The sequence below is a fragment of the Micromonospora sp. WMMD967 genome (genome assembly GCF_029626165.1).
Taxonomy (GTDB): Bacteria; Actinomycetota; Actinomycetes; order Mycobacteriales; family Micromonosporaceae; genus Micromonospora; species Micromonospora taraxaci.
In genome coordinates this window covers 6,607,542-6,632,720 of sequence record NZ_JARUBK010000001.1, presented here as the reverse complement: position 1 = coordinate 6,632,720, position 25,179 = coordinate 6,607,542, and the positions used below count along the sequence as shown (strand labels likewise).

The 25,179-nt window shown below is 71.8% G+C and carries 27 protein-coding genes; 13 read left to right on the top strand and 14 right to left on the bottom strand.

Annotated elements, in window-relative coordinates; translation table 11 throughout:
- Window positions 1-83: 83 nt before the first annotated feature.
- Window positions 84-317, bottom strand: a complete 234-nt coding sequence (locus tag O7631_RS29760) for a sulfurtransferase TusA family protein (protein WP_145779651.1) — start codon at window positions 315-317, stop codon at window positions 84-86.
- Window positions 314-1,462: an aminotransferase class V-fold PLP-dependent enzyme gene (locus O7631_RS29755; RefSeq protein WP_278148059.1), complete on the bottom strand. Its 1,149-nt coding sequence runs from the start codon at window positions 1,460-1,462 to the stop codon at window positions 314-316. The genes O7631_RS29760 and O7631_RS29755 overlap by 4 nt, the downstream gene beginning before the upstream one ends.
- A gap of 371 nt (window positions 1,463-1,833) precedes the next feature.
- Here O7631_RS29755 and coxB point away from each other — a divergent pair, with 371 nt between their 5' ends.
- Both coxB and O7631_RS29745 read left to right on the top strand, forming a co-directional pair.
- Complete coding sequence (gene coxB, locus O7631_RS29750; RefSeq protein ID WP_278147295.1) at window positions 1,834-2,805, top strand: cytochrome c oxidase subunit II; 972 nt, start codon at window positions 1,834-1,836, stop codon at window positions 2,803-2,805.
- Between the two features lie 9 nt (window positions 2,806-2,814).
- Complete coding sequence (locus tag O7631_RS29745) at window positions 2,815-3,240, top strand: cytochrome c oxidase subunit 4 (protein WP_278147294.1); 426 nt, start codon at window positions 2,815-2,817, stop codon at window positions 3,238-3,240.
- A 418-nt stretch (window positions 3,241-3,658) separates the two neighbouring features.
- Here the strand turns inward: O7631_RS29745 and O7631_RS29740 are convergent, their stop codons facing one another.
- The 4 genes from O7631_RS29740 to O7631_RS29725 form a co-directional block, all read right to left on the bottom strand.
- Window positions 3,659-3,862: a hypothetical protein gene (locus O7631_RS29740; RefSeq protein ID WP_278147293.1), complete on the bottom strand. Its 204-nt coding sequence runs from the start codon at window positions 3,860-3,862 to the stop codon at window positions 3,659-3,661.
- Window positions 3,863-4,262: 400 nt separating this feature from the next.
- Window positions 4,263-5,309 carry an anthranilate phosphoribosyltransferase gene (gene trpD, locus O7631_RS29735; RefSeq protein WP_278147292.1) on the bottom strand — a complete coding sequence of 349 codons (1,047 nt, stop codon included), beginning with the start codon at window positions 5,307-5,309 and terminating at the stop codon, window positions 4,263-4,265.
- 90 nt (window positions 5,310-5,399) lie between these two features.
- Window positions 5,400-5,795 (bottom strand): hypothetical protein, encoded by a 396-nt coding sequence (locus O7631_RS29730; RefSeq protein ID WP_145779657.1) that lies wholly within the window; start codon window positions 5,793-5,795, stop codon window positions 5,400-5,402.
- Between the two features lie 107 nt (window positions 5,796-5,902).
- Complete coding sequence (locus tag O7631_RS29725) at window positions 5,903-6,832, bottom strand: cytochrome c oxidase assembly protein (protein ID WP_278148058.1); 930 nt, start codon at window positions 6,830-6,832, stop codon at window positions 5,903-5,905.
- A 99-nt stretch (window positions 6,833-6,931) separates the two neighbouring features.
- Here O7631_RS29725 and O7631_RS29720 point away from each other — a divergent pair, with 99 nt between their 5' ends.
- From O7631_RS29720 to O7631_RS29700, 5 genes are all read left to right on the top strand, one after another.
- Window positions 6,932-7,531: a heme-copper oxidase subunit III gene (locus O7631_RS29720; protein WP_030337743.1), complete on the top strand. Its 600-nt coding sequence runs from the start codon at window positions 6,932-6,934 to the stop codon at window positions 7,529-7,531.
- A gap of 70 nt (window positions 7,532-7,601) precedes the next feature.
- Complete coding sequence (locus O7631_RS29715) at window positions 7,602-8,438, top strand: cytochrome c (RefSeq protein ID WP_145779658.1); 837 nt, start codon at window positions 7,602-7,604, stop codon at window positions 8,436-8,438.
- A gap of 64 nt (window positions 8,439-8,502) precedes the next feature.
- Window positions 8,503-9,591 (top strand): Rieske 2Fe-2S domain-containing protein, encoded by a 1,089-nt coding sequence (locus O7631_RS29710; protein WP_278147291.1) that lies wholly within the window; start codon window positions 8,503-8,505, stop codon window positions 9,589-9,591.
- Complete coding sequence (locus O7631_RS29705) at window positions 9,588-11,219, top strand: ubiquinol-cytochrome c reductase cytochrome b subunit (protein ID WP_278147290.1); 1,632 nt, start codon at window positions 9,588-9,590, stop codon at window positions 11,217-11,219. The genes O7631_RS29710 and O7631_RS29705 overlap by 4 nt, the downstream gene beginning before the upstream one ends.
- Window positions 11,220-11,412: 193 nt before the next feature.
- On the top strand, window positions 11,413-12,099 hold the full coding sequence (locus O7631_RS29700) for a DUF4142 domain-containing protein (RefSeq protein ID WP_278147289.1): 687 nt from the start codon (window positions 11,413-11,415) through the stop codon (window positions 12,097-12,099).
- Window positions 12,100-12,176: 77 nt separating this feature from the next.
- On the opposite strand, the gene O7631_RS29695 is transcribed toward O7631_RS29700, so the two are convergent.
- The 5 genes from O7631_RS29695 to O7631_RS29675 all read right to left on the bottom strand — a co-directional run bounded on the left by O7631_RS29695 (window position 12,177) and on the right by O7631_RS29675 (window position 17,672).
- Window positions 12,177-12,464, bottom strand: coding sequence for an Lrp/AsnC ligand binding domain-containing protein (locus tag O7631_RS29695; protein ID WP_088988344.1), 288 nt, complete (start codon window positions 12,462-12,464; stop codon window positions 12,177-12,179).
- A gap of 31 nt (window positions 12,465-12,495) precedes the next feature.
- A complete protein-coding gene (locus tag O7631_RS29690; protein WP_278147288.1) occupies window positions 12,496-13,401 on the bottom strand; it encodes a sugar phosphate nucleotidyltransferase in 906 nt (301 codons plus the stop codon).
- Entirely contained in the window at window positions 13,398-13,940 is a 543-nt protein-coding gene (locus O7631_RS29685; RefSeq protein WP_269683021.1) for an NUDIX domain-containing protein, read from the bottom strand. The genes O7631_RS29690 and O7631_RS29685 overlap by 4 nt, the downstream gene beginning before the upstream one ends.
- 53 nt (window positions 13,941-13,993) lie before the next feature.
- Window positions 13,994-15,790 (bottom strand): HD domain-containing protein, encoded by a 1,797-nt coding sequence (locus tag O7631_RS29680; protein WP_269683810.1) that lies wholly within the window; start codon window positions 15,788-15,790, stop codon window positions 13,994-13,996.
- Between the two features lie 127 nt (window positions 15,791-15,917).
- A complete protein-coding gene (locus tag O7631_RS29675; protein ID WP_278147287.1) occupies window positions 15,918-17,672 on the bottom strand; it encodes a DEDD exonuclease domain-containing protein in 1,755 nt (584 codons plus the stop codon).
- 127 nt (window positions 17,673-17,799) lie between these two features.
- On the opposite strand from O7631_RS29675, the gene O7631_RS29670 reads away from it, so the two are divergent.
- A complete protein-coding gene (locus tag O7631_RS29670) occupies window positions 17,800-19,254 on the top strand; it encodes an NYN domain-containing protein (RefSeq protein ID WP_278147286.1) in 1,455 nt (484 codons plus the stop codon).
- A 68-nt stretch (window positions 19,255-19,322) separates the two neighbouring features.
- Window positions 19,323-20,042: a DinB family protein gene (locus O7631_RS29665; RefSeq protein ID WP_278147285.1), complete on the top strand. Its 720-nt coding sequence runs from the start codon at window positions 19,323-19,325 to the stop codon at window positions 20,040-20,042.
- Between the two features lie 51 nt (window positions 20,043-20,093).
- On the opposite strand, the gene O7631_RS29660 is transcribed toward O7631_RS29665, so the two are convergent.
- Window positions 20,094-20,627, bottom strand: coding sequence for a hypothetical protein (locus O7631_RS29660; protein ID WP_278147284.1), 534 nt, complete (start codon window positions 20,625-20,627; stop codon window positions 20,094-20,096).
- Between the two features lie 230 nt (window positions 20,628-20,857).
- Between O7631_RS29660 and O7631_RS29655 the strand changes: the two genes are divergently transcribed.
- The 3 genes from O7631_RS29655 to O7631_RS29645 all read left to right on the top strand — a co-directional run bounded on the left by O7631_RS29655 (window position 20,858) and on the right by O7631_RS29645 (window position 23,615).
- Window positions 20,858-21,076, top strand: a complete 219-nt coding sequence (locus O7631_RS29655) for a hypothetical protein (protein WP_278147283.1) — start codon at window positions 20,858-20,860, stop codon at window positions 21,074-21,076.
- Window positions 21,077-21,234: 158 nt separating this feature from the next.
- Window positions 21,235-22,494 (top strand): M48 family metallopeptidase, encoded by a 1,260-nt coding sequence (locus tag O7631_RS29650; protein WP_278147281.1) that lies wholly within the window; start codon window positions 21,235-21,237, stop codon window positions 22,492-22,494.
- On the top strand, window positions 22,491-23,615 hold the full coding sequence (locus O7631_RS29645; protein WP_278147280.1) for a glycosyltransferase family 4 protein: 1,125 nt from the start codon (window positions 22,491-22,493) through the stop codon (window positions 23,613-23,615). The genes O7631_RS29650 and O7631_RS29645 overlap by 4 nt, the downstream gene beginning before the upstream one ends.
- Window positions 23,616-23,625: 10 nt before the next feature.
- On the opposite strand, the gene O7631_RS29640 is transcribed toward O7631_RS29645, so the two are convergent.
- Window positions 23,626-24,288, bottom strand: a complete 663-nt coding sequence (locus O7631_RS29640) for a lysophospholipid acyltransferase family protein (RefSeq protein ID WP_278147279.1) — start codon at window positions 24,286-24,288, stop codon at window positions 23,626-23,628.
- Between the two features lie 19 nt (window positions 24,289-24,307).
- The gene (locus tag O7631_RS29635) at window positions 24,308-24,892 is read right to left on the bottom strand and encodes a TetR/AcrR family transcriptional regulator (RefSeq protein WP_278147278.1); all 585 of its coding nucleotides are present in this window, start codon (window positions 24,890-24,892) and stop codon (window positions 24,308-24,310) included.
- 75 nt (window positions 24,893-24,967) lie between these two features.
- Between O7631_RS29635 and O7631_RS29630 the strand changes: the two genes are divergently transcribed.
- A complete protein-coding gene (locus tag O7631_RS29630; RefSeq protein WP_278147277.1) occupies window positions 24,968-25,123 on the top strand; it encodes a hypothetical protein in 156 nt (51 codons plus the stop codon).
- Window positions 25,124-25,179: the final 56 nt, after the last annotated feature.

Sequence of the window (25,179 nt, the reverse complement as noted above, 5' to 3'; positions counted from 1 at the left end):
TGGTGGTGACCGAATGGTGCCTTGTGTACCCGTCTGTCCCCACCACAACTCGATGATCGACGGGTCTGGCCGGACGCGTGGCCTCAGTGGGAGCGGCGGACGTCGTAGGCGGGGCCGTCGGGGCCGCTGACCGCGCCCAGGAACTCCTGGCCGCGCATCCGGCACCACGCGGGGATGTCGACAGCTGCCGCCGGGTCGTCGGCCAGCACCCGGACCACGGTTCCCACCGGCACCTGCGGCAACCGCCGGGCGGCCGCGATCACGGGCAGCGGGCAGCGCTGCCCCCGGCAGTCGATGACCTGGTCCGGCATCGTCACAACCCCACCACCCCGGCGTCGGCACGCAAGTCGGCCACGATCGTCGGCAGCTCACCGAGGAACCGCTCGACGTCCGCCTCGGTCGTCTCCCGGTGCAGGCTGACCCGCACGTTCCCGTGCGAGAGCACGCCCATCGCCTCCAACACGTGCGACGGGCGCAGCGTGGACGAGGTACAGGACGAACCGGACGACACGGCGAACCCCCGCCGGTCCAGCGCGTGCAGCAACGTCTCACCGTCGACGTACAGGCACGAGAAGGTCACCAGATGCGGCAGCCGGAGTACCGGATCGCCGACCACCTCCACGTCGGGCACCTCCGCCGCGACCCGCGCCCGGATCCGGTCCACCAACGGAGCCAGCCGGGCCGCCTCGGCCGCCGCGTCGGCCGCCGCCGCCCGCAGGCTCGCCGCCGCAGCCACCACCGCGGGCAGATTCACCACCCCTGGGGTACGCCCACCCTCCCGCTCGTCGGCCGGCCAGGGTGACTCCCAACGGGTGCCCTTACGAACCGCCAGCACTCCCACCCCGGGCGGACCGCCCCACTTGTGCGCGCTCGCGCTGAGCACCGACCAGCCGGCCGGCAGGGGCACCCGGGCGACCGACTGGGCGGCGTCCACGTACAGCGGCACCCCCACCTCCGCGCAGGCGGCCGCCGCCTCGGCGACCGGCTGCACGGTCCCCACCTCGTGACTCGCAGTGATCAGGGAGGCCACCGCGACCCCGGGTTCGCGCACAGCCGCCGACCACGCGTCCAGATCCAACCGACCCGACCGGTCGACCGGCACGCCCACCGCCGCACCGCCCGCCGCGACGTGCCGCTCCGCCGCGTGCAGCACCGCCGAGTGCTCGATCGCCGAGTGCACGAGCGTCGACCCGACCCGACGCCGCCCCGCCAGGGCACCGAGCACCGCGCCGTGGGCCGCGGTCGTACCACTGGAGGTGAAGGACACCTCGTCGGCGCGGACACCGAGCGTCAGCGCGGTGGCCTCGCGCGCGGCGTCGAGCAGTTGCCGGGCCCGCCGGGCCTGCGTGTAGAGCTTGCCCGGGTCGGCCCAGCCGTCGTCGAACGCCGCCAGCAACGCCTGCCGCGCCACCGGATGCATCGGCGCGGCGGACGCCGCGTCCAGGTACACCGGGGTTGGCAACCCCGGCTCGATCGTCGCGCTCACGGGACCGCCTTCGTTCGCGGCTGCGGGGCTCGCAACCCCGGCTCACTCCTCGCGCTCACGGGACCGCCTTTGTTCGCGGCTGCGGGGCTCGCAACCCCGGCTCACTCCTCGCGCTCACAGGACCGCCTTTGTTCGCGGCTGCGGGGCTCGCAACCCCGGCTCACTCCTCGCGCTCACAGGTAGCAACGCTATCGCGGAGGTATGGCCGGGATCCCCCCGATGGGGGCGGACAGTGACCCCACCACGGTCGAGTCCGTCATGGTCGAGTAATCTGCGACCGTCGGTGACGCCTTTGCCGTCGGTGCTGAGGAAAGACGCACCGCGGCGCGCTAGGGAGGCAGGACCAGGTGGTCGCAAGGAGTTCGGAGGTACGGCCGTCGGCCGTACGGCACAGCGCTTCCCCGGGGGTTGGTGGACGCCGGGGGCGTGGTGCTGGTCGGTTGGCCGGGCTCGGTCTCGGTGGCGTGGCGCTGCTGGTTCTGCTTACGGGCTGTGACGTGGGGCAGACCTTCCACGGCTTCGGCTGGCCGCAGGGCGGCATCACGCCGGAGTCGAAGCGGATGTACGACCTGTGGATCGCCTCCTGCATCGCCGCGCTCGCGGTCGGCGTCTTCGTGTGGGGTCTGATCTTCTGGTGCGTCGTGCGCTACCGCAAGCGTGGCAACGCGCTGCCGGTGCAGACCCGCTACAACCTGCCGATGGAGTTCCTCTACACCATCGCGCCGATCCTGATCGTCTCCGTGCTCTTCTACTACACGGCGATCGTGCAGACGGACGTCGACAAGCTGTCGAAGAACCCGGACGTCACGGTCGAGGTCGTCGCCTTCAAGTGGAACTGGCAGTTCAACTACCGCGACGGTCAGGGCCCGGACGCCAAGACCACCGCGTCGACGCTCGGCACCAGCGAGGTCATCCCGGTGCTGGTTCTCCCGACCAACCGGTCCATCCGGTTCGAGGAGACGAGCCGCGACGTCATCCACTCGTTCTGGGTGCCGGAGCTGCTGTTCAAGCGTGACGTGATGCCGGGCAAGATTCGCAACGTGTTCGAGGTCTCCAGCCTGGACGCCGAGGGTGCCTACGTCGGGCGTTGCGCCGAACTGTGCGGCAGTTACCACGCCTTCATGAACTTCGAGCTGCGGGTCGTCTCGCCGGAGAAGTACGACCAGTTCCTGGCGGCCAAGCAGGCTGGCAAGTCCACCCAGGAGGCGCTCACCGAGATCGGTGAGGAGCCGTACGCGGAGACCACGCGGCCGTTCGACACCCGGCGGACGCAGGACAACTTCAACCCGGACGACGTTCCGGCCCGTACGGGAAGCTGAGGCAGCCGCATGAAGACCGAGTGGCGTATCTTCCTGATCATCGCCGTGTTCCTCTTCGGTGCCACCATCCTCTACGGCGCCTGGACGCACGGTGAGTCGGGCGGCATCGAGTGGGTCGGGACCGTCGCCCTCCTGCTGTCGTTCCTGCTCTGCTCGATGTGCGGTGGCTTCTTCTGGTTCGTCTCGCGCCGGATCGACCTGCGTCCGGAGGACCGCCCGGACGCCGAGATCGCCGACGGTGCCGGTGAGGTCGGCTTCTTCAGCCCCGGTAGCTACTGGCCGTTCGGCCTGGCGCTGGCCGCCGCGATCGCCGCGCTCGGCCTGGTGTTCTGGCAGTACTGGCTGATCGGCGCCGGCCTGGTGGCGGTCGTCTTCGCCGCCTGCGGGTTGTTGTTCGAGTACTACAGCGGCACCCGGCGCACCGCCGAGCACTGATCGGACCCGATCCACCACGAAGGCCCGTTCCCCAGGGGGGAGCGGGCCTTCGTCGTGCGGTTGCGTGGCTGTCTGTGAGTGCTGGCGTGCCGTCTCGCGGATGATCGACTGCCGGGGCGCGCTGGCGTGCCGTCGAGCGGGATGATCGACTCCACATCGGCGAGGTGGCTGTCACAGCGCGACGGGATGCCGCCAGATCGGCGATGTGGTGTTGATCGAGCCGGGCCACGGTGGGAGCCTGCCGGTGGCGGGGCCAGGTGGCGCGGCGGACGGTCTGGTAACGGGGTCGGGCGGCGCGGCGGGCGGCCGGTGGCGGGCTCAGATGGCGCGGCGGGCGGCCCAGATGGCGCGGCGGGCGGCCCAGATGGCGCGGCGGGCGGGCCGGGCTGGTGGCGGGGTCAGGCAGACCGTGATCTGGTCAGGCGGCGCGGCGGGCGGGCCGGTGACGTCGGCCTTCGGCCGACCGGGAGACCGGAACCATGAAGGTGGCGATCACCACGGCGGCGCCGCAGCCGGTGCAGATCAGCTCGGGACAGTCGATGCCGTGCCCGTCGACGCAGGGCGGCACCTCGAACAGTGCCACGCCCTCGCAGACGTCGCAGTAGAGCTCGCGGTGCGACACCGTCGTCTCCTCTCACGTCAGGCGAACCGCCCCCGGATGCGACAACCACGCACGGACGAGAGCGGAGAACTACTCGCCTGTAGTTTTCCACGCGGGTCCGACAAATCTCCGCACGGAGGTCCTACGTCGGCTGCTGCTCGACCACGTCGCAGCTTAAGAGGGATGATCCACTCGGGTTCCTTGATGACGTGGTGTCTCAGCGCGAGGACACCGCGGTTTCCAGGAACCCGAGTCGATCACCGGCCGTGACGCCGGGCGGGGCCTGCCGGGACGACGGGGGGCCAGCCGTGACATCGGGCGAGGCCAGCCGTGACGTTGGGGAAGGCCTACCGGGACGGCCGGGGGAGCCCTTCGGGACGCCCGAGGGGGTCCGCCCGGACGCGGGGGGAGGTGCGGCCGGTCAGGCGGCGGTGGCGGCCTTGATCCAGCGGTCGAGGGTCGCGGCGGCGGCGCCGGAGTCGATCGACTCGGCGGCGCGGTCCAGGCCGGCGCGCAGCGCCTCGGTCAGGTCACCGTCCAGCGGGCCCTGGGTCGCCAGCGCCGCCGCCGCGTTGACCAGCACCGCGTCGCGGACCGGGCCGGCTTCGCCGGCGAGCAGGCGACGGGCCACGCCGGCGTTGTAGGCGGCGTCACCGCCCCGCAGGTCCCCGAGGGTGGCCCGGGGCACCCCCAGGTCCGTCGCGTCCAGCACAGCCTCGCGTACGGTGCCTCCCTGAGCTGCCCAGACCCGGGTCGGCGCGGCGGTGGTGAACTCGTCCAGGCCGTCCTCGCCGCGCATCACGATCGCCGAGTCGCCACGGGCGGCGAACACGCTCGCCATCACCGGGGCCATCCGGGAGTCGAAACAGCCGACCGCGCCGGCCCGAGGGCGGGCCGGGTTGGTCAGCGGGCCGAGGAAGTTGAAGAAGGTGGGGACGCCCACCTCACGGCGCACCGGACCGGCGTGCCGCATCCCGGGGTGGAACCGGGCCGCGAAGCAGAACCCGATGCCGGCCTCCTCGACGCACCGGGCGACCTGCTCCGGGCCGAGGTCCAGGGGAATGCCGAGGTATTCCAGGAGGTCGGCGGTGCCGCACAGGGAGGAGGCGGCCCGGTTGCCGTGCTTGACGACGCGTACGCCCGCGCCGGCGACCACCAGCGCGGTCATCGTGGAGATGTTCACGGTGTGGGCGAGGTCACCGCCGGTGCCGACCACGTCGAGCGCGGTGTCGCGCAGGTCGTCGGAGAGCACCACCGGGACCGAGCGACCCAGCATCGCCTGCACCAGGCCGCCCAGCTCGGCCGGGGTCTCACCCTTGGCCCGCAACGCCACGGCGAAGCCCGCGATCTGGGCGCTGGTCGCCGAGCCGGTCATGATCTCGTCCATCGCCCACGCGGTGTCGGCGGTGGACAGCTCCTCGCCGCGCAGCAGCGAGTTGAGCAGGTTGGGCCAGGTCCGATCGCCCATGGCGGGCCTCCCGAGCGTACGAAGTGCGGGTGGGCTGGAACCGGCGCCGGCTGGTCCGGCGCCGTGACGGTGCCGGTGAGCGGGGGGACGTCAGGCGGGTGCGTGCGTCCGCAGCAGCTCGGCCACCGTGCCGCCGGTGGTAACCGGGTCGAGCGGGTGCACCAGCGTGGCGTCGACCTCGGCGTACGCGGCGAGCCATCGGTCGGCGGCGCGGGCGATCACGAGGCAGGTCGGGGGAGCGTCGTCCCGGTCGTCCTTGATCTGCCGGGCGATGCCGATGCCACCACCGGGGCTGGCCTCGCCGTCGAGCAGCAGCAGGTCGATCTCGTAGTCGTCGACCAGACGGATGGTCTCCGCGTAGGTGGACGCGTCGACGAACTCGATCTGCAGCCCGGGGGCGGGACGGGTGCCGACGGCCATCCGCATCCGGTCACGGACCTGCGGGTCGTCGCTGTAGAGCAGGACGGTGCAAAGACGATCACTCATGCCGGCACTCCGCTTTCACCTGGTGGCTGCCCGCCGATCGTACCGGTCGACGTGACGTAGCCGACATCCCGCCCGCCGCCGCCGGTCGGGCGTACCGTCCGGGCAGCTCAGGCGGCCGTGGCGTCGGCGGCGCGTTCGCGGGCCTCCTGGCGGTCCAGCTCGCGGTCGACCCGGCGGGCCTCCCGCTCGGACTGCTTAACCCACTGGACGACCAGCACCGCGAGCATGGTCACACTGACGAACTCGCCACCGGCCCAGAGGATGCCGCCGGCGACCACCTGGTCCTGCCAGGGGTCGACCCAGCCGAGGTTGAGCGACGGGTACCAGTCGCCGCCGAAGAGCGTGCTGCTCTGCATGATGGTGAGCCCGAGCACGGTGTGGAACGGCACCGAGAGCAGCATCAACAGCGCGCGGGCCGGGTACGGCCAGCGGCCGGGCAGCGGGTCGAGCCCGAGCAGGGGCCAGAAGAACACGCAGCCGGTCATGATGAAGTGGGCGTGCACCAGCTCGTGCGCCCAGGCGTGTTCGAGGGTGTAGCGGTACAGGTCGCTGAAGTAGAGCACGAACGGGTTGACCACGAAGATGGCGAACGCCACCAGCGGGAAGCTGTAGACCCGGGCGACCCGGCTGTGCACGATCGCCAGCAGGCGCTTGCGGGGCCCGACCGGCAGCGTGCGCAGGGCCAGGGTCATCGGCGCGCCCAGCGCCAGGAAGATCGGCGCCACCATGGACAGCACCATGTGCTGGATCATGTGCACGGACAGCAGTGCGGTGTCGTACGCGTGCAGCCCGCTGACCGTGACCAGCGCGATGCCGCCCAGGCCGGGGCCGAGAAAGAACACGGTACGGGCGATCGGCCAGCGGTCGCCGCGCACGCGCAACCGGTGCACCCCGTAGAGGTACAGGCCGGCGGCGAGCACCAGGCCGAGGGCCAGCCAGCTGTCCAGCCGGGTCTCGGTCAGCACCGCTCCGACGGTGAACGGCGGCGGGGCCGAGGTGGCGGCGAAGATCGGATCGACGTGCAGCACGCTTTTCAGGCTAGGCCAGGCGAACCGGACCCTGACGCTCGGGCCACGGAAGGCGCACGTTTGCCACCCCGCTGATCGCCGGCCGTGGTCAGGGGCAATAATGACGGCGTGACTGCGGCCCCAGCCATTGACAAGAGCCGGATCCACTCTCTGACCCGACCGAACATGGTCAGCGTCGGGACGATCGTGTGGCTCTCCAGTGAACTCATGTTCTTCGCGGCGCTGTTCGCGATGTACTTCTCGATCCGCGCGGCTGCGCCGGAGCAGTGGGAGAAGCACACCGAGGCGCTGAACATCCCGTACGCGACCACCTTCACGGTGATCCTGGTGCTGTCCTCGGTGACGTGCCAGCTCGGCGTCTTCGCGGCGGAGAAGGGTGACGTGCACGCGCTTCGGCGCTGGTTCACCGTCACCTTCGTGATGGGCCTGATCTTCGTGCTCGGCCAGCTGAACGAGTACCGGCACCTGGTCGCCGACGGCATCAAGATCAACGAAGACGGTTACGGGTCGGTGTTCTACCTGACCACCGGCTTCCACGGCCTGCACGTGACCGGCGGTCTGATCGCCTTCGTCATCTTCATGGTCCGCACGACCATGGGCCGGTTCACCCCGGCGCAGGCGACCTCGGCGATCGTCGTGTCGTACTACTGGCACTTCGTCGACGTCGTGTGGATCGGGCTGTACGCCATGATCTACTGGCTTCAGTGATCTTGCGCGTCACGTTCCGCACTGCTGCTCCGTCCCCTGAGACAGGTCCAACCGGTTAAGGACACCGCTCATGACTTCTGACAACGACCGCCGACGCGGTCTGCTCGCGCGGTTGCGCGAGCGGCCCGCCGCGCGCAGCAGGGGCCGCCGCCGGCTGGGCGCCGCGGTCCGGCTGATCGCCGCGCTGATGCTCGCCGGCGGCGCCTACACCGTCTTCGCCCCGGGTGCCCAGGCGCAGGACAACCCGCAGCTGACCGGCGCCGCCGCCGAGGGCAAGGCGCTGTTCGACGTGAGCTGCGTGACCTGTCACGGTCGCAACGCCCAGGGTGTCGAGGGTCGCGGCCCGAGCCTGATCGGCGTCGGCGCGGCCTCGGTCGAGTTCCAGGTCAGCTCCGGGCGGATGCCGCTGGCCCGCCAGGAGGCCCAGGCCCACCGCAAGCCCCCCGTCTTCACCGACGAGCAGACCCGTCAGCTGGCCCAGTACATCCAGGAGCTGGGTGGCGGCCCGGTCGTGCCGGACGGTGACGACCTCCGCGAGGACGGAAACATCGCGGCCGGCGGTGAGCTGTTCCGGATCAACTGCTCGCAGTGCCACGCGTTCGGTGGTGGCGGCGGCGCGCTGTCCTCGGGCAAGTTCGCCCCGAGCCTGCACCCCGCTACCGACCGTCAGATCTACGCGGCGATGCTGAGCGGCCCGCAGAACATGCCGGTGTTCGGCGACAACCAGCTCCGGCCGGAGCAGAAGGCCGACATCATCGCCTACATCCAGGAGACGCTGAAGCACGACCAGGACCCGGGCGGGTTCAACCTCGGGCGGTACGGCCCCTCCACCGAGGGCCTGGCGATCTTCCTGGTTGGCATCGTGGCGCTCGTCTTCGCCAGCCTGTGGATTGCGGGCAAGTCGTGACCGAGCGCACACTCAGTTTCAGCGCCGTGGTGCCGCTCGGCACCACCCGTAGCGAGGTGACGGCATGAGCACCCACACCGAGCACCAGGCCCCGCAGGGCCGGGAGCCGCTCGACGTGAACGACCCCAAGCTGACCCGGTTCGACATCGTCCGTGAGGGCGCGCGTCGGGACGACATCGAGATCGTCCACTACGAGCCGCAGGTGCTGCCCGGCACGAAGGCGGAGCGTCGGCTGACCCGGGTGGTCGCCGGGTTCTTCCTGATCACCGGTCTGGCCGCGACCGCCTTCCTGGCCATCTACATCTGGTGGCCGTGGCAGTACGAGGCCGGCCGTGGCGGCGACAAGTTCTACACCCCGCTGCTCGGGTTCACCCTCGGCGTGGCGTTGCTCGCCGTCGGCTTCGGCATCCTGACCTGGGGCAAGAAGTTGCTGCCCAAGGAGGTCTCGATCCAGGACCGGCACGAGGGCCAGGTGGACGAGGAAGGCCGTACGATCACCGGCCAGACCATGCTCTACATGGCGGACGAGCTGGGTGTGAAGCGTCGCCCGCTGCTCGGCATCTCGCTGCTGGCCGGTCTCGCGCCGGTCGCCGCGGTCGCCGCCGCCCCGCTGGTCGGCGGTCTGATCTCGCAGCCGCACAAGAACAACCAGATGTTCACCACCGGGTTCGCCCCGGCCGAGGGTGGCGAGCTGATCCGCCTGGTCCGCGAGGATGGTCGTCCGGTCCGTCCGGCGGACATCAGCGCCGGGGGCCAGCTGACCGTCTTCCCCGGCATCGATCACGGCGTGAGCAACAAGCACGCCGACTCGCCGACGCTGCTGATCCACCTCCGCGACTCCGACGCGCAGGAGTCGCGTCGGGCCAACGAGAGCATCGGCCACGGCGACTACATGTGGGGCAACTACGCGGCCTTCTCCAAGATCTGCACGCACGCCGGCTGCCCTGCCAGCCTGTACGAGCAGCAGACCAACCGGCTGCTCTGCCCGTGCCACCAGTCCCAGTTCCTCATCACCAACAACGCCAAGCCCGTCTTCGGGCCTGCCAGCCGGCGGCTGCCGCAGTTGCCGATCGAGGTGGACTCCGAGGGCTTCTTCGTGGCGAAGTCCGACTACACCGAGACCGTCGGGCCTGACTTCTGGGAGCGGCCGTGAAGCGTCGTAAGTTGGACCTGGCGGCGACGCCGGGCAAGGCCGCGGTGGGAGTGGACGACCGCTTCGCGGTGGCCACCCCGCTGCGCAAGCTGCTGAACAAGGTCTTCCCGGACCACTGGTCCTTCCTGCTCGGCGAGATCGCGCTGTTCTCGTTCGTCGTGCTGCTGCTGACCGGTGTGTTCCTCACCTTCTTCTTCGAGCCGGCGATGACCGAGGTGGTCTACGACGGCAGCTACGCGCCGTTGCAGGGCACCCCGATGTCCGCCGCGTACGCCTCCAGCCTGGACATCTCATTCGACGTCCGTGGCGGTCTGGTGATGCGGCAGATGCACCACTGGGCGGCGCTGCTGTTCATGGCCGCGATCGTCGTGCACATGCTGCGGGTCTTCTTCACCGGCGCGTTCCGCAAGCCGCGTGAGACCAACTGGATCATCGGTTCGCTGCTGTTCTGGGTCGGCTTCCTGGCCGGCTTCACCGGTTACTCGCTGCCGGACGACGGCCTCTCCGGCACCGGCCTGCGGATCGCCTCGGCGATCATGCTGTCCATCCCGGTGATCGGCTCCTGGGTCACCTCGTCGGTCTTCGGCGGCGAGTTCCCGGGCACGATCATCATCAGCCGGTTCTTCATCGCCCACGTGCTGCTCATCCCGGGTCTGCTGGTCGCGCTGATCAGCGTCCACCTGGGGCTTGTCTTCAAGCAGAAGCACACCCAGTGGCCCGGCCCCGGCCGGACCAACAACAACGTGGTCGGCGAGCGGATGTTCCCGCGGTACGCGTTGAAGCAGGGCGGCTTCTTCATGGTCGTCTTCGGCGTCATCGCGCTGATGGGCGGTCTGTTCCAGATCAACCCGATCTGGCTGTTCGGCCCGTACGAGGCGTGGGTGGTCTCGGCCGCCAGCCAGCCTGACTGGTACGTCATGTTCCTCGACGGCTCGACCCGACTCATGCCGGCCTGGGAGATCAACATCCCGCTCGGCGACGGGTACGTGATTCCGCCGCTGTTCTGGCCGACGGTCGTGCTGCCCGGCATCCTGGTCGGCCTGTCGACGATGTACCCGTTCCTGGAAGCGCGTCAGCGCAAGGACTACAAGAGCCACAACCTGCTCGAGCGGCCCCGGGATGCTCCGGCCCGCACCGCCGTCGGCGCGATGGCCGTCGCGTTCTACGTCGTGCTGACGCTCTCCGGCGCCAACGACGTGATCGCCGACAAGTTCCAGATCAGCCTGAACGCGATGACCTGGGCTGGTCGGATCGGTCTGCTGGTGCTCCCACCGATCGCGTACTACGTCACGTACCGGCTCTGCCTGGGTCTGCAGCAGCACGACCGGGAGGTGCTCGCGCACGGCGTGGAGACCGGCATCATCCGACGCCTGCCGGACGGCCGGTTCGTCGAGGTGCACCAGCCGCTCAGCGCGTCGAACGGGCACGCGGACGGCCACGGTCAGCTGGACTACGTCGGCTGGGTCGTCCCGAAGAAGATGAACCGGCTGGGTGCCCTCGGGCCGGCCATCCGGGGCTTCTTCTACCCGATCGAGAAGCCGGTCGAGGCACCGGTCTCGCCGGGGCACCCACCGGTCGAGGCCCGGCCCGAGCGCGAGGAGATCACCAGCGGCGAGAGCCGTCGCTGATCACCCGATCGCACCGATACGTGGCGCCCGCCGGTTTTCCGGCGGGCGCCACGTCGTATGCGTACCCACTGCTCATCCGAGGCGGAGTCGGACGCCCGCGGAAGGACCGGTCGACCCCGCGCGACGGGCGATCGCAGGAATAACCCCGGTGAGCCGGGTATCCGTGCGGTCCAACGTCTCAAGGGGGGGAAGCATGTTGGGTATCAAACGCCTCGGCCTGTTGGCCGCGCTGGTACTGGTCGGTGTCGCGCCGGCTGCGGCCGCGCAGGCCGCGGCACAGCCGTCGACGCAGGACACCCAGTACCTGCAGGCGGTTCACCAGGTCAACCTGTTCGAGATCACCGCCGGTGACCTGGCCCAGCAGAAGGGCCAGAACCAGGGGGTGAAGGACCTGGGTGCGATGTTCAAGACCGACCACACCCAGCTGGACCAGGCGGTGCAGCAGACCGCGTCCCAGCTCAACGTGGAACTGCCGAACGAGCCCACCGCCGACCAGCAGGCGGTCATCGACCAGCTGAACAACGCCAGCGGTGCGGAGTTCGACCGGCTCTGGGTGACCAGTGAGCTGGCTGGTCACGTCCAGGCCATCCAGGCCACCCAGACGGAGATCTCGCAGGGCTCCGAGCAGTCGGTGGTCCAGTTGGCCCAGACCGCCCTGCCGACGCTGCAGGCGCACTACGACGAGCTGGTGCAGCTCGCCAACCAGTTGGGCATCCCGGTCCCGCAGACCAGCGCCAGCGGTACGCCCAGCCCGGGCGTCACCGGGGGCACCGAGTCGCCGGCTCCGGGCGGCACCGGCACCGAGTCGCCGGCCCCGGGTGGCAACACCGAGGCCCCGGGCGGTGGCACCACCGAGACGCCGGCTCCCAGCGAGAGCTGACGTAGCGACAGCAGACGGCCGGTCCACCCGAGCGGTGGACCGGCCGCCGTGCGTGCGGTGAGTCTCGAACGGGCGGGTCAGTCGGCGCTGGCCAGGCCGATCGCGAACGCCTCCTCCAGGTCGTGCTGGGAGTACGCGCGGAAGGCGATGTGCGACTCGGTGTTGAGCACGCCGGGCACCTTGGAGATGCTGCCCGCGATGACCTGGGCGATCTGGTCGAACTCGCGGACCCGGACGATGGCGATGAGGTCGACGTGCCCGGCCACCGAGTAGACCTCGCTCACGCCGGGGAGGTTGGCCAGGGTCTCGGCCACCTCGGGGATCGCGTCGGTGGCGCAGTCGATCAGCACGATCGCGGTGATCACGGGACATTTCTCCGTTCGTCGGCGTCGTCGCTCATGCTAGATGTTTTCCGGCCGGGCCGAGCAGGTGCTGCCGGTCCGGCTCGGGGAGCGTGGGCACGGTGCCGTTGTCGAACCGGATGACGTCGACCAACCGTTCCCCGGCGTGAACCGTCGCGCCCGGCCACACCACGCTGCGCAACACGTCGCCGTCGACCTGTGCGCCCGCGCCGACCACCGATTCCACACAGCGACCGGCGACCCGCGCCGACGGGTCGACGAGGGTGTCGCCGGCTGCGGCGTGCAGGTTGGCCGCCAGGTAGTCGGCGGGCGTGCCGGTGTCGAAGAAGGTGCCCGGGTAGGGCACCACCTCCAGGGCGTCCGCCGCCTCCGCCGGACGCCAGACGACATGGACCAGGTCGGAGACGACCACCGGCAGGTCACGGACCAGTCGCCAGGGCAACAGTGAGAACCCCGTGAAGCAGTGCCCGTCGAAGGTGCCCGGCGCCGTGGGGTTCGCGGCGGGCTGGCCCAGCAGGCGGACGCTGTGCCCGTCCCAGCCGTCGAGCATCGCCGCCACGTCCGGGCCGGGTGCGGCCGCCGGGTCGGCGAGGTACGCGTCGGCGTTGCCGACCAGCACCGGCCGCCCGTCGATCCAGTCCCGCAGGTTCGCCACCCCGCCGGCGGTGCCCAGCGGGTCGCCCACCTCCACGGACAGGTGCGCGCGGTCGCCGACGTGTGCGACCACCTGGTCGCCGAGGTAGCAGGCGTTCACCGCGACCCGGTCGGGGCCGGTCAGGCCGAGCCCGGCCAGCCGCGCCAACGCGCGGTCGAGCAGCGGCACGTTGCCCACCGGGCACAGCGCCTTGGGGACCCGTTCGGTGAGCGGGCGCAGCCGGGTGCCCTCGCCGGCGGCGAGCACCACCGCGCACAGCTCCGCCGCAACGCCCGCGCCCGTCATGGCAGATCGTCCGGGATCGGTGGCGGGAACTGTCCGGCCAGCGGCCCGATGTCGTAGTAGGCGAGCAGCCGGGCGGTCGGCCAGGTCAGCTTGGGCAGGTCGTCCAGCGGGTGCCAGGCGGCCTCGAAGACCTCGGCGCCGTCGACCGCCAGCTCGGTGGTGGACGCCGGCACCTCCGTCTCGAAGACCATGTCCACCCAGCCCTTGGCGTGCACGATCGCGTTCGGTGCCGCCGGCCGCAGCCGCGACGGGGGGAGCCGGATGCCGGATTCCTCGAACAGCTCGCGGGCCGCTCCCACGACGGGGGCCTCGCCGCGGTTCAGCAGGCCTGCGGGGAGGGACCAGCCCTTGCCGGGCGGTTGGCGCAGCATCAGCAGGCGGCCCGCGCCCGTCGCCTCGGCGTCGCGGACCAGGGTGACCGCGCCGACGATGTACTTGGGCACGGCCAGCCGGACCAGGCGCCGACGCACCGGCAGCGGCATTCGGTAGAAGGCCTGGTAGAAGATGGCCCGACCGGTGGCGCGGGAGCGGGGGATCATGACCCCAGGCTAGTGGTCACGAATGTCCTTCGGACGCGCCGGGGCGGGCTCGGTCACTGCCGGTGGTCGACCAGGTCGATGAGCTGGCGTACCACGGTGTCCGGTTCGATCACCCGGTCGAAGACCGCGACCAGCAGGGTCTCCAGGTCGGGGTAGCCCAGCTCCTCGGAGAGACGCAACAGCGGCAGGTCACTGGCGAGGCCACGGTTGTGCTTCCGCAGGGCCAGCCCGATGGTGGCCCGACCGAGGCGGACCTTGTCGCTGATCGTGATGCCCGGCTCGGTGTGCTCCGCGAACCACCTGTTGATCTGCATCTGCGCGTTCGGGGACTTGACGAAACTCAGCCACTCCCGGCGGGGGCCGCGCGGCGCCACCCCGGCCTCGAACCCGTTGTCGCCGTCGCTCTCGGTGAAGATTTCCACCACGTCGCCCTCGTCCAGCTCCGAGCTGAGCGGTGCCAGCCGACCGTTGATCCGGGCGGCGAGGCAATGGTCGCCCCGCTCGTTGCCCAACTCGTAGGCCAGGTCGACGGGGGTCGCGCCGGCCGGCAGCACGACCTGCTGCCCGTCCGCGAAGACCTGGATCTGGCCCTCGGCGAGGTCGCAGCGCAGCGACTCGTAGAACTGTGCCGGGTCGGCGGCGTCCGGCTCCCAGTCGAGCACCCGACGCAGCCAGTCCAACTGCTCGGCGCGGGCCGCCGCGCTGCCGCTGTTGCCCGAGCGCGGGAAGCGGAAGTCGGCGGCGATGCCGTACTCCGCCGAGCGGTGCATCTCCTCGGTGCGGATCAGCACCTCGACGGTGCGGTCCTGCGGGCCGCAGACGCTCGTGTGCAGTGACCGGTAGAGGTTGTTCTTCGGTGAGGCGATGAAGTCCTTGAAACGGCCGGGGATCGGTCGCCACGTGCCGTGGATGGCACCCAACGCGGCGTAACAGTCCGTTGCCGGGCCGTCGACCACCACCACGATGCGGGGCAGGTCGTATGGAGCGGTGTGACTGCCGGCGATGGTGTCCTTCCAGATCGAGTAGAGGTGCCGGGGACGAGGGCTCACCTCGGCGTCGACCCGGCTGCGTTTGAGCGCCACCCGGGCCCGGGCGACCACCGAGTCGAGGTACGCGTCCCAGCCCGGCCGGTCGTGCACGTGCCGGGCCAGCCGGGCGTGCTCGTCGGGCTCCAGGTGCAGCAACACCACGTCGTCCAGCTCGCGCTTGAGGGTCTGGATGCCCAGCCGGTCACAGAGCGGGACCAGCACCTCCTGGGTCTTGCGGGCGATCCGTTCCCGCGAGGCCGCCGACCGCACACCCAGGGTGCGCATGTTGTGCAGGCGGTCGGCCAGCTTGATGATCAGCACCCGGACGTCCTTCGCGGCCGCCACGATCATCTTGCGGACCGTCTCCGCCTCGGCGGCCTTGCCGTAGAACGCCTTGTCGAACTTGGTCACACCGTCGACCAGGTGGGCCACCTCGCCGCCGAAGTCCTCGGAGAGCGCCTGGAGGGTGTAGCGGGTGTCCTCCACGGTGTCGTGCAGCAGCGCCGCGACCAGTGTGGTGGCGTCCATCCCCAGCTCGGCGCAGATCTGCGCCACCGCGAGGGGGTGGGTGATGTACGGTTCCCCGCTCTTGCGGAACTGCCCGCGGTGCATGTTCTCCGCGATCGTGTACGCCCGGCGCAGCACCGCGGGGTCGGTGCCGGCGTGGATCCCCCGGTGCGTGCGCACCAGGTGGGTCACCGGGTCGGAGTCGGTGGTCGGCCAGCTGAGCAACGACCGCAGCCGGCGGGCGAGCGGCAGCTCACCCGGCTGTGTCGGAAGGGCGCCCCCCAGGGCGGCGCCGTGTCCGGCGTCGACGTCCACGAGGGACACCTCCTCACCCCGGCTCCACGACGCCGGAGGCCGGCGGCGGGAGCAGGCCCACGAATCGGGCAGGACTGCACTTCTCTAACAGCCTAAGCGAGTCGACGTAGTCCGATCGGTCAGTTGGTCATGAGCGTTCGGTCGAGAGTTGCGGGGACGAGCCGTTCTCGGCCTTCGCCAGCAGGTCACGGAACCGCCCCGCGCCAGCGGCCGGGGAGGACCAACCGGAGGACATCTCCACCAGTCGGGTCTCCGGTCGCTCCAACCAGGACAGGATCCGCTCGGACTCCTCGGCGGTGGCGGCCGGCACCGGGCCGTGCCCGCCCGACACCGTCTCGGCGGTGGCCCGGATGGCGGTCAGCGTGGGCCGCGGGTGGACACCCGGCGGGGACACCCCCGCGCCGGCCAGCCGACCGTGCCGCACCAGCGCCAACTCCCAGCCACCCCGGGCGGCCGGCCGCGCGGCGGCCAGCTCGACGATGCCGGTCAACGCGGCCAACCGTTGCATCCGCACGGTGGCCCGCAGCACCGCCGCCAGCCGGGACCGCACCACTGCCGCCTCCTCGTAGCGCTGGTCGGCCGACAGCACGTCGATCCGGGCGAGCAGAGCGTCCACCACCGGCTGGGGGTCGTCGGTCGTGGCGCTGCGGAAGGGCGCGGCGGCGCTGTCGTCGTACTCCTGCGGGGTGATCTTGTGTTCGCAGGGTGCCGGGCAGCGACCCAGCTCGGCCAGCGCGCACGCCGGCGTGACGGTGCGTAGCGAGAGTCGGTGCGTGCACTGGCGCAGCGGCACCGCGTCGTGGAACCCGGCGGCGGCCAGCTCCGCGGCGCGCCGGGAGGTGAACGGCCCGAGGTACGCGGTGTCGGTGGGGGAGAGGTCGCGGACTATCGACAGCCGAGGGTACGGACCGTCGGTCAGCTTGAGCCAGACCATCCGCTCCGGGTACTTCGACCGTCGGTTGTACGGCGGGGCGTGCGCGGCGATCAGCCGCAGCTCACGGACCTCCGCCTCCAACGAGTGCGCGCACTCCACCGCCTCGACCCGTTCGGCCGCGGCCAGCATCTCGGAGATCCGGGCCCGCTTCTCCCCGGCGGTGAAGTAGCTGCGCACCCGGGTGGCGATGTCCACGGAGGTGCCCACGTAGAGCGGACGGTCGTCGGCGGCCCGGAAGATGTAGACCCCGGGGACCTTGGGCAGGCCCTCGGCGAGGTGCCGTTTGCGGCGCTGCGTCGGGGTGACCGCCCGGGCGAACTCGATGGCGTCGCCGACCGTGTCCACCCGGTGGCCGCCGAGCCGACCGATCAGGCCGTGCAGCACGTCGACGGTGGCCTTCGCGTCGTCCAGCGCGCGGTGGGTGGGCTGGGTGTGGGTACGGAAGTAGGCGGCCAGGGTGCCGAGCTTGCGGTTGGGCACCTCGTCGCGGGTCAGCACCCGGCGGGCCAGCGCCGCAGTGTCCAGCACCCGGGGGTTGGGCCACCGGTAGCCGTGCCTGGCGCAGGCGGCCTTGAGGAAGCCCACGTCGTACGGGGCGTTGTGGGCCACCAGCACGGCGTCGTCGATGAACTCCAGGAAGCTCGGCAGCACCTGCTCGATCGGCGGCGCCGGCAGCAGCATCGCCTGGGTGATCCCGGTCAGCACGGTGATGAAGGGTGGGATCGGCTGCCCCGGGTTGACCAGCGTGGCGAGCACACCCAGTTGCTCGCCACCGCGCACCTTGACCGCGCCGATCTCGGTGATGCCGCCGCCGTCCGGCGCGCCGCCGGTGGTCTCCAGGTCGACCACCACGAAGGTGGTCGCGTAGAGCGGCAGCGCCGGATCGACCCCACCGACCGCCGGGTCGAGACCAGCGAGGGACTCCTGGACGTACTCCGCCTGTGCCATCGGCGGCACGCTAGCGCGCCGGTCCGACACTCCCGTCGCATGCGTCCCACGAGTCACCATGGGGCTAGGATGAGAGATCGGCTCACTCACCGGGCGGTGGGCCCGGTCGCGGTGGGAGACTTGCCACATGCCCCTCGCCGAGCCGCACGACGACCACCTCCCAGAGGAGGATCTGGTCGCGCTCGACGGGGCCCTGGGCAACCCGGACGACAACGTAGTCAGCGAGACATCCGACGCCTCCGACCCCACGGAGACCGGCGACAGCCCGGCCACCGAGCCGGAGCCGACGCTGCCCGAGCCGGTCCGGCAGCGGATCGTGACGCTGACCGCCGCGGTGCTGCCCACCCTGCCCGCCGACGAGGTGCCGGTGCCGTTGCGCCGGGTGGCCAAGTTCGCACCCAACCGGCGGGCCCGGCTCGGCGCGCCGGTCATCGCCGCCCAGCTCACCGCCGACCCGCTGTTCCGACAGCGGGTCACCGCCCGCGTCCTGGCCGACGCCGGTGACCTCGGGGCCGCCGTCGTCGAGGGCACCGCTCCCGCCGCCGCCGACCCCGTCGAGGTCGCCGCCCTGGCCTACCTGGCCCGTCCCCGTGGCTGGCGGGAGCTGATCGACGCCAGCGGCGCCGCCGTTCGCGCCGAGGCCGACAGCGCGGTGGTCGCCGAACTGGTCCGCGAGGCCGAACAACGCGCCACCCGCGCCGAACACGACCGCGCGGTGGCGCGGGTCGAGGCGGAGAAGCTGCGCGACGAGCTGGCCCGCGTCCGTGAGGAGCTGGGTCAGCTCCGCGAGGAGTCCCGGCAGGTGGCCCGTACCCTGCGGGAGACCCAGGCCCGCGAGCGCAAGGCCACCGAGTTGCTGGCCACCGAGCGTGGCCGGGCCGCGCGGGCCAGCGCGGACGTGGACGCCGAACTACGGCGGGCCCGGGCCCGGTTGGCCGAGGCGGAGGCCGCCGCCGGGGTGGCCCGGGCGAGTGCCAAGGAGGCACGTTCGGTCGACGACGCCCGGCTCTGGCTGCTGCTGGAGACCATCGGCCAGGCCGCCGTCGGCCTGCGCCGGGAGCTGGCGCTCGACCCGGTGGACAAACTCCCCGCCGACTTCGTGGCCGACGCGTTCGCCGAGCAGCCGGGCACCGCCCCGGCCGGTCCGGCCGCCCGTGCCCGCGACACCGACGACCCCGCCCGGCTCGACCAGTTGCTCGCCCTGCCCCGGGCGCACCTGGTGGTCGACGGCTACAACGTCACCAAGCGCGGCTTCGGCGAGATGTCCCTGGAGCAGCAGCGCAAGCGCCTCATCACCGGGCTCGGCGGCATCGCCGCGCAGACCGGCGACGAGGTCACCGTCGTCTTCGACGGCGCCGAGCGGATGCACGGGCTGCCACCCGCGCCGCGCGGCGTACGGGTGCTCTTCTCCCGCAAGGGCGAGACCGCCGACGAGCTGATCCGACGGTTGGTCCGTGCCGAGCCGGCGGGGCGTCCGGTGGTCGTGGTCTCCTCCGACCGCGAGGTCGCCGACGGGGTACGCCGACACGGCGCCTACCCGTTGGGCGCGGACTCGCTGCTGCGGCGGCTCGCCCGCTCCTGACCGCGGGCTGCCGGTGCGTGTCGGACCCGAGCGCTAGCATCGCCGCGACCACGGAGATGGGAGTCGCGATGGTGCCGGACGACGTCACAGTCTTCGTCGACGAGGATCTGCGGGGGGCACGGTTCAACCGCTCGACACTCGCCGGCGCGGTGATGCGGGGCGTCGACGTGAGTGGCGTGGACATCGACGCGCCGTGGTTGGCCGGAAGCGCGCTCCTGGTCAACGGCGTCGACGTGGTGCCGCTCGTCGAGGCCGAGCTGGACCGTCGGTTTCCCGGCCGCGACCTCAGGCGGGCCAGCGAACCCGCCGATCTCAGGGCGGGGTGGGCGGCGGCCGAGCGAGCCTGGGCGGCGGCGGTCGACCGGGTCCTCGCCATGCCCGAGGGGGCGGTGGACGTGTCGGTCGACGGCGAGTGGTCGTTCGCGCAGACGCTGCGTCATCTCGTGTTCGCCGCCGACGTGTGGTTGGGCAAGGCGATCCTGCGCCTGCCGCAGCCGTTCCACCCGCTCGGTCAGCCGCACGCCGAGTACGAGACCGACGGCTTCGACATGTCGGTCTTCACCACGGAGCAGCCGACCTTCGAGGTGGTCCTGCGGGTGCGGGCCGAGCGCCAGGCCATGGTGCGCGATTTCCTCGCGACCGTCACGCCGGACGTGCTCGCCGAGTCCCGGCCGAGCGCGTGGTCGCCCGAGCACATCGTGTCCGTCCGGCACTGCCTTCACGTGATTCTCAACGAGGAGTGGCAGCACCTGCGCTTCGCCCTGCGTGACCTCGACGCGCAGCGCTGACACCTGTCCCCGACGGCCGCTCGGCCGGCCCGGCGCTCGGACCGCAGCCGGTCAGCTGGCCGGTAGTCGCCGGGTCAGCTCGCGACGCAGGGCGTCGGTGCCCGGCTCCATCCAGCTGAGCTGGACGACCAACTCGTAGGGGCCGCGTCCGGGAGTCGACCACTGCCCGGCTCGCATGGGTGGACGAGCCTGCTGTGGGTCGCGGGGCACGATCACCAGCCGCGGATCCAGGCGTCCCCGCACCTGGGCGCTGGCCACGTCGACCCAGTCGATGCTGAGTGTGGTCCCCTTCGGTCCGCTCATCTGCAGCGTTCCGTCGGTCAACCGCAGCGGCAGGCGAGGCTGACGGCGCAGTTGCCAGTTGGTGGTCAGCCCGACGGCGGCGCCGATCATGCCGAAACGCAGCAGGACCTTCCACCACGCCTCGTCGAACACCACCGTGTAGAAGGTGAGGAGAGCCGCGCCGACGAGCACGGCGAGAACCATGGCGAGGCGAACCCGGCGCGGGGAGCGCCGGAATTCCACGACTGACGATGCATCGGGGTCGGCCACTGTCGCCCAGTGCCCGGCGGGTCGGTCGGCCAAACGGTGCCCCTCCGTCGCCCGGTCGGCACGAGCTCGTCGGGTTCGTCGATGTCGGGGCTCCCGGGCGGGTGGGATACCCCGATATCGCTGATCTGGAGTGGATCTAGCCCTGAAACAGGCGGTCGGACGGGGTTCCTGTCGTACCCGGTGGTTAGTGTCGATGTCACCGACGGTGCTCGGTCGGCGACGGCAGGAGTCGCCCGCGCGCCGCAAGCCGACCAGGAGGCGTGATGCTCATCGACTGCGACGGGTGCGCGAGGCGGGCCGACGGCTGCTCCGGCTGCCCGCTGACCGCCCTGTTCGACGACACGTCCCCGGCGGCCGGGTTGGTCGCCGCCGAGGTCGAGGCCATCGAGGTGTTCGCCCGGGCCGGCTTCGACGTGGAGGTGCTGGCCGCGCCCGCACGCCCGGAGGTGGCTCGCCGCCGGGCCACCCGCCGGGTCGCCTGAGCGCCACACCGCGCCGGAAGCAGGCTTCTCCCGGGCCATAGGATGAGCGGTCACGGCGGGAGGAGCGGCGGGATGGGCGGGGTACGACGCGACGAGGGAACGGCTGTCGGCGGCGCTGCGTTCGGTGGCGGCGACCCGGCCCGCCGGGCGGTGTCGCGGTGACCCCGCGCGGGTGGGCGCTACTGGCCCTGGCCGGGTTGACCGTCGCGTTGGTCGTGATCGCCGCGCTGCTGATCCCCTGGCACCGGCCGCCCGCGCCCCGGGCCGACCAGCTCGCGGCGCTGCGTGACCTACCGGCCGAGCAGGTGGCCAAGGGGCGGGAGTTCCGGGCGGCGTTGCGCCCCGGCAGCTACACCGCCCTCGCCGTCGGCCTGCTTGTCGCTCTCGCGCTCGGGCTCACCCCGCTGGGCAGCCGCCTGGTCGAGCTGGTGGGTCGACCCTTCGGGGGGCACTGGGCGGCGCAGGCCGTGCTCGGCGGGTTGGCCGTCGTGCTCGTCGCCGACCTGGTGACACTTCCGTTCGCCGCCTGGCGGCAGAGCGTGCTCACCCGCTACGGGCTGAGCACCAACGGCTGGAGCGGCTGGGCTGTCGACCTGCTCAAGTCGTACGCGGTCAGCGCGGTGATCGGCGCGGTGGCGCTGTTCGGCTTCTACGCCGTCATCCGGCTCGCGCCGCGCTGGTGGTGGGCGTTCGGCGCGGGCGGGGCGGCAGTGCTGGTGATCCTGCTGTCGTTCGTGTTGCCGGTGCTCGTGGAGCCGGTGTTCAACAAGTTCACGCCGATGGAGCAGGGGCCGCTGCGCACCGAGCTGATGAGCATGGCCGCCCGGGACGGGGTGCCGGTGCGTGACGTGCTGGTCGCCGACGCCTCCCGTCGCACCAAGGCGGTCAACGCGTACGTCTCGGGTCTCGGTCCGACCCGGCGGGTGGTCGTCTACGACACGTTGCTGACCGAGGCGACGCCGGCCGAGGTGACGGCCGTGGTGGCGCACGAGTTGGGGCACGCCAAGGACTCCGACGTGGCGGTCGGCACCCTGACCGGGGCGCTGGGCGCCGCCGCTGCGGTGGTGGCGCTCTATCTGCTCGGGTCGTGGGGGCCGCTGCTTCGGCTGGCCGGTGTCGACTCGGTCGCCCAGCCGAGGGCGTTCCCGTTGCTGCTGGCGCTCGTCACGGTGGCCGGGTTGGTGGCCGCGCCGGTGCAGGCGTTGATGTCGCGGCGGGTGGAGGCACGGGCCGACGCGCACGCCCTCGCGCTCACCGATGACCCGGAGGCCTTCGAGTCGATGCAGCGGCGGCTCGGCTCGGTCAACCTGGGCGACCCCGACCCGCCGCGCTGGGAATACCTCTACTCGGCCTCGCATCCGTCCACCGTGGAGCGGATGGCCGCCGCCCGCGCGTACGCCCGGGAGGCCGGCCGATGAGTCGCACGCTGCTGATCACCAACGACTTTCCGCCCCGCCCGGGCGGCATCCAGTCCTTCGTGCACAACCTCGCGGTACGGCAACCGGCCGGTTCGGTGGTGGTGTACGCGTCGAACTGGCGCGGGTCCGCGAAGTTCGACGCCGACCAGCCGTTCGAGGTGATCCGGGAACGCACCCGGGTGCTGTTGCCGACCCCGTTGATCGCCCGCCGGGCGGCGCGGTTGGCGCGCGCGTACGACTGCGACACGGTGTGGTTCGGTGCGGCGGCCCCGTTGGGGCTGCTCGCGGGCGGTCTGCGCCGACGGGCCGGCGTACGTCGGGTGGTGGCGCAGACCCACGGCCACGAGGTCGGTTGGGCGGCGTTGCCCGCCGCCCGGCCGGCGCTGCGGCGCATCGGTCGGGGTGTGGACGTCACCACCTACCTCGGTGAGTACACCCGCAGCCGGCTGGCCCGGGTGCTCGACGGGGTGACCGAACTGCGCCAGTTGGCGCCCGGCGTCGACGTGGACACCTACCATCCGACGGTGGACGGCGAGCCGGTCCGGGCGCGGCTCGGGTTGACCGACCGGCCGGTGGTGGTCTGTGTGTCCCGGCTGGTGCCCCGCAAGGGCCAGGACATGCTGATCCGGGCTCTGCCGGACATCCGCCGTCGGGTGCCGGACGCGGCGCTGCTGATCGTCGGCGGTGGGCCGTACCGGGCCACGCTGGAGAAGCTGGCCCGGCAGACCGGTGTGGAACGGGACGTGGTGTTCACCGGCTCGGTGCCGTCGGCCGAGTTGCCCGCGCACTACGCGGCCGGTGACGTCTACGCGATGCCGTGCCGCACCCGTAACCGTGGGCTCGACGTCGAAGGGCTGGGCATCGTCTACCTGGAGGCCTCCGCGACCGGCCTGCCGGTGGTCGCCGGTGACTCCGGGGGCGCGCCGGACGCGGTCCGTGAGGGCGAGACGGGTTACGTCGTCCGTGGCCGGGACGTCGCCCAGCTCGCCGACCGGGTTGCCCGGCTGCTGGCCGACCGGGACCTGGCCCGGCAGCTGGGTGCCGCCGGCCGGGCGTGGGTCGAGCGCGAGTGGCGCTGGGAGGCTCAGGCGGAACGGATGGCGGCGCTGCTCGCCGGCTGATCGGCGCCCGTCAGCTCTCCCGGGGCGGGGCGTAGCGCGGCACGTACTCCTGGCCGGTCAGCTTCTGGATCTCCGCCATCACCTCGTCGGTGATCGTTCGGATGTCGCGGGGGCCGGTGATCCGGTCGGCGACCGGGATGGGTGGGCCGAACCGCAGGGCGACCGGGTGACGGCGGGGCAGCCGCGCGTCGACCGGCAGCACCTCGGCGGTGCCGAGCACGCCGACCGGGATGATGGGCACCTCGGCGTCGCGGGCCAGGCGGGTCATCCCGACCCGGCCCCGGTAGAGCCGCCCGTCGGGGGATCGGGTGCCCTCCGGGTAGACGGCGACCAAGCCGCCGGAGCGCAGCACCGGTACGGCGGCGTCGAGGGCGCGCAGGGCGGCCCGGCCGTCGGCGCGGTCGACCCGGATGGCGCCCATGCCGGCGACGATCTGCCGGTTGAGCCAGCCGCCCGGACCTCGGCCGGTGAAGTACTCGGCCTTGGCCCAGAAGGTCACGTGTCGGGGTGCCGCGGTGACGAGGAACAGTTCGTCGGCAACGGAGAGGTGATTGCTGGCGAGGATCGCTCCTCCGTGCCGGGGCAGATGCTCCAGCCCTTCCACGTGAGGTCGCCAGCCGAGACGCAGCGCGGTGCCGACGGTCAGCTTGGTGAGGTCGTACAGCAGCGGCACGCGTCCTCCGGGGGTGGGTTCATGCGGGTCTCGGGCCGAGGTGGGCATCGAGTGCGGCACGCACCAGGGCGTCGTCGTCGGTGGCACCGGTGGCCAGCGGCAGGCTGCCCCAGGCCCAGAGTTGGGCGATGCCGTGCAGGTTGGCCCAGAGCGCGCCGGCGAGCACCGGCGCGGGGGCGTCGGTCGGCCGTCGTAGCTGGGCCACCAGGTCGGCCAGCACGGCGAACAGCGGGAGGCTCGTCTCCCGCAGCCGTAGCCGGCCGCTGTCCAGCAGGTCGTGGCGGAACATCAGCTCGAACATGCCGCGGTGGGCCGCCGCGAAGTCCAGGTACGTCCGGGCCAGCGCGGTCAGTTGGGTACGCGGGTCGGGCTCGACGTCGCGCATGGTCTTCTCGACGCGGGCGGTGAGGTCGGCGAAGCCCTCGCGGGCGATGGCGGAGAGCAGGTCGACGTGGGCGGGGAAGTAGCGGCGCGGTGCGCCGTGCGAGACGCCGGCGCGGCGGGCGATCTCCCGCAGCGACACCGCCGACTGGCCCTCCCGCAGCACCAGGTCCACTCCGGCGGCCACCAGTCGCGCCCGCAGCCCGGTCTCGTCCACGTCCATAGACACTGTCTACCAGCCCGCGTAGACAATGTCTACGCCGCGTCGGCGCTGGCGCTGGCGCTGGTGCTGGCGCCGGTGCTGGTGCTGGTGCCGCTGCTGGTGCTGGTGCCGCTGCTGGTGTCGGTGCGGCGTGCGCAGGCATCTCGCGCCGTACGTCTTCACACCATCAGCGAAACTGCTGCCTCAGCCGCGCGGGAGACACCAACAAACCTGATGTTGCGCGGACCTTGAGGAGGAACGCGCGGCGCGGACCGGATGATCGCGCTCGAACCAGGATGCAGTGGTCT

What these genes read in the sequence shown, in the direction of transcription:
- O7631_RS29745 (WP_278147294.1), top strand. Translation starts at nt 2,815, where the DNA reads ATGAAGACCGAGTGGCGTATCTTCCTGATCATCGCCGTGTTCCTCTTC.
- trpD (WP_278147292.1), bottom strand. Translation starts at nt 5,309, where the DNA reads ATGGGCGATCGGACCTGGCCCAACCTGCTCAACTCGCTGCTGCGCGGC.
- O7631_RS29730 (WP_145779657.1), bottom strand. Translation starts at nt 5,795, where the DNA reads ATGAGTGATCGTCTTTGCACCGTCCTGCTCTACAGCGACGACCCGCAG.
- O7631_RS29715 (WP_145779658.1), top strand. Translation starts at nt 7,602, where the DNA reads ATGACTTCTGACAACGACCGCCGACGCGGTCTGCTCGCGCGGTTGCGC.
- O7631_RS29710 (WP_278147291.1), top strand. Translation starts at nt 8,503, where the DNA reads ATGAGCACCCACACCGAGCACCAGGCCCCGCAGGGCCGGGAGCCGCTC.
- O7631_RS29700 (WP_278147289.1), top strand. Translation starts at nt 11,413, where the DNA reads ATGTTGGGTATCAAACGCCTCGGCCTGTTGGCCGCGCTGGTACTGGTC.
- O7631_RS29690 (WP_278147288.1), bottom strand. Translation starts at nt 13,401, where the DNA reads ATGACGGGCGCGGGCGTTGCGGCGGAGCTGTGCGCGGTGGTGCTCGCC.
- O7631_RS29685 (WP_269683021.1), bottom strand. Translation starts at nt 13,940, where the DNA reads ATGATCCCCCGCTCCCGCGCCACCGGTCGGGCCATCTTCTACCAGGCC.
- O7631_RS29675 (WP_278147287.1), bottom strand. Translation starts at nt 17,672, where the DNA reads ATGGCACAGGCGGAGTACGTCCAGGAGTCCCTCGCTGGTCTCGACCCG.
- O7631_RS29670 (WP_278147286.1), top strand. Translation starts at nt 17,800, where the DNA reads ATGCCCCTCGCCGAGCCGCACGACGACCACCTCCCAGAGGAGGATCTG.
- O7631_RS29665 (WP_278147285.1), top strand. Translation starts at nt 19,323, where the DNA reads ATGGTGCCGGACGACGTCACAGTCTTCGTCGACGAGGATCTGCGGGGG.
- O7631_RS29655 (WP_278147283.1), top strand. Translation starts at nt 20,858, where the DNA reads ATGCTCATCGACTGCGACGGGTGCGCGAGGCGGGCCGACGGCTGCTCC.
- O7631_RS29645 (WP_278147280.1), top strand. Translation starts at nt 22,491, where the DNA reads ATGAGTCGCACGCTGCTGATCACCAACGACTTTCCGCCCCGCCCGGGC.
- O7631_RS29635 (WP_278147278.1), bottom strand. Translation starts at nt 24,892, where the DNA reads ATGGACGTGGACGAGACCGGGCTGCGGGCGCGACTGGTGGCCGCCGGA.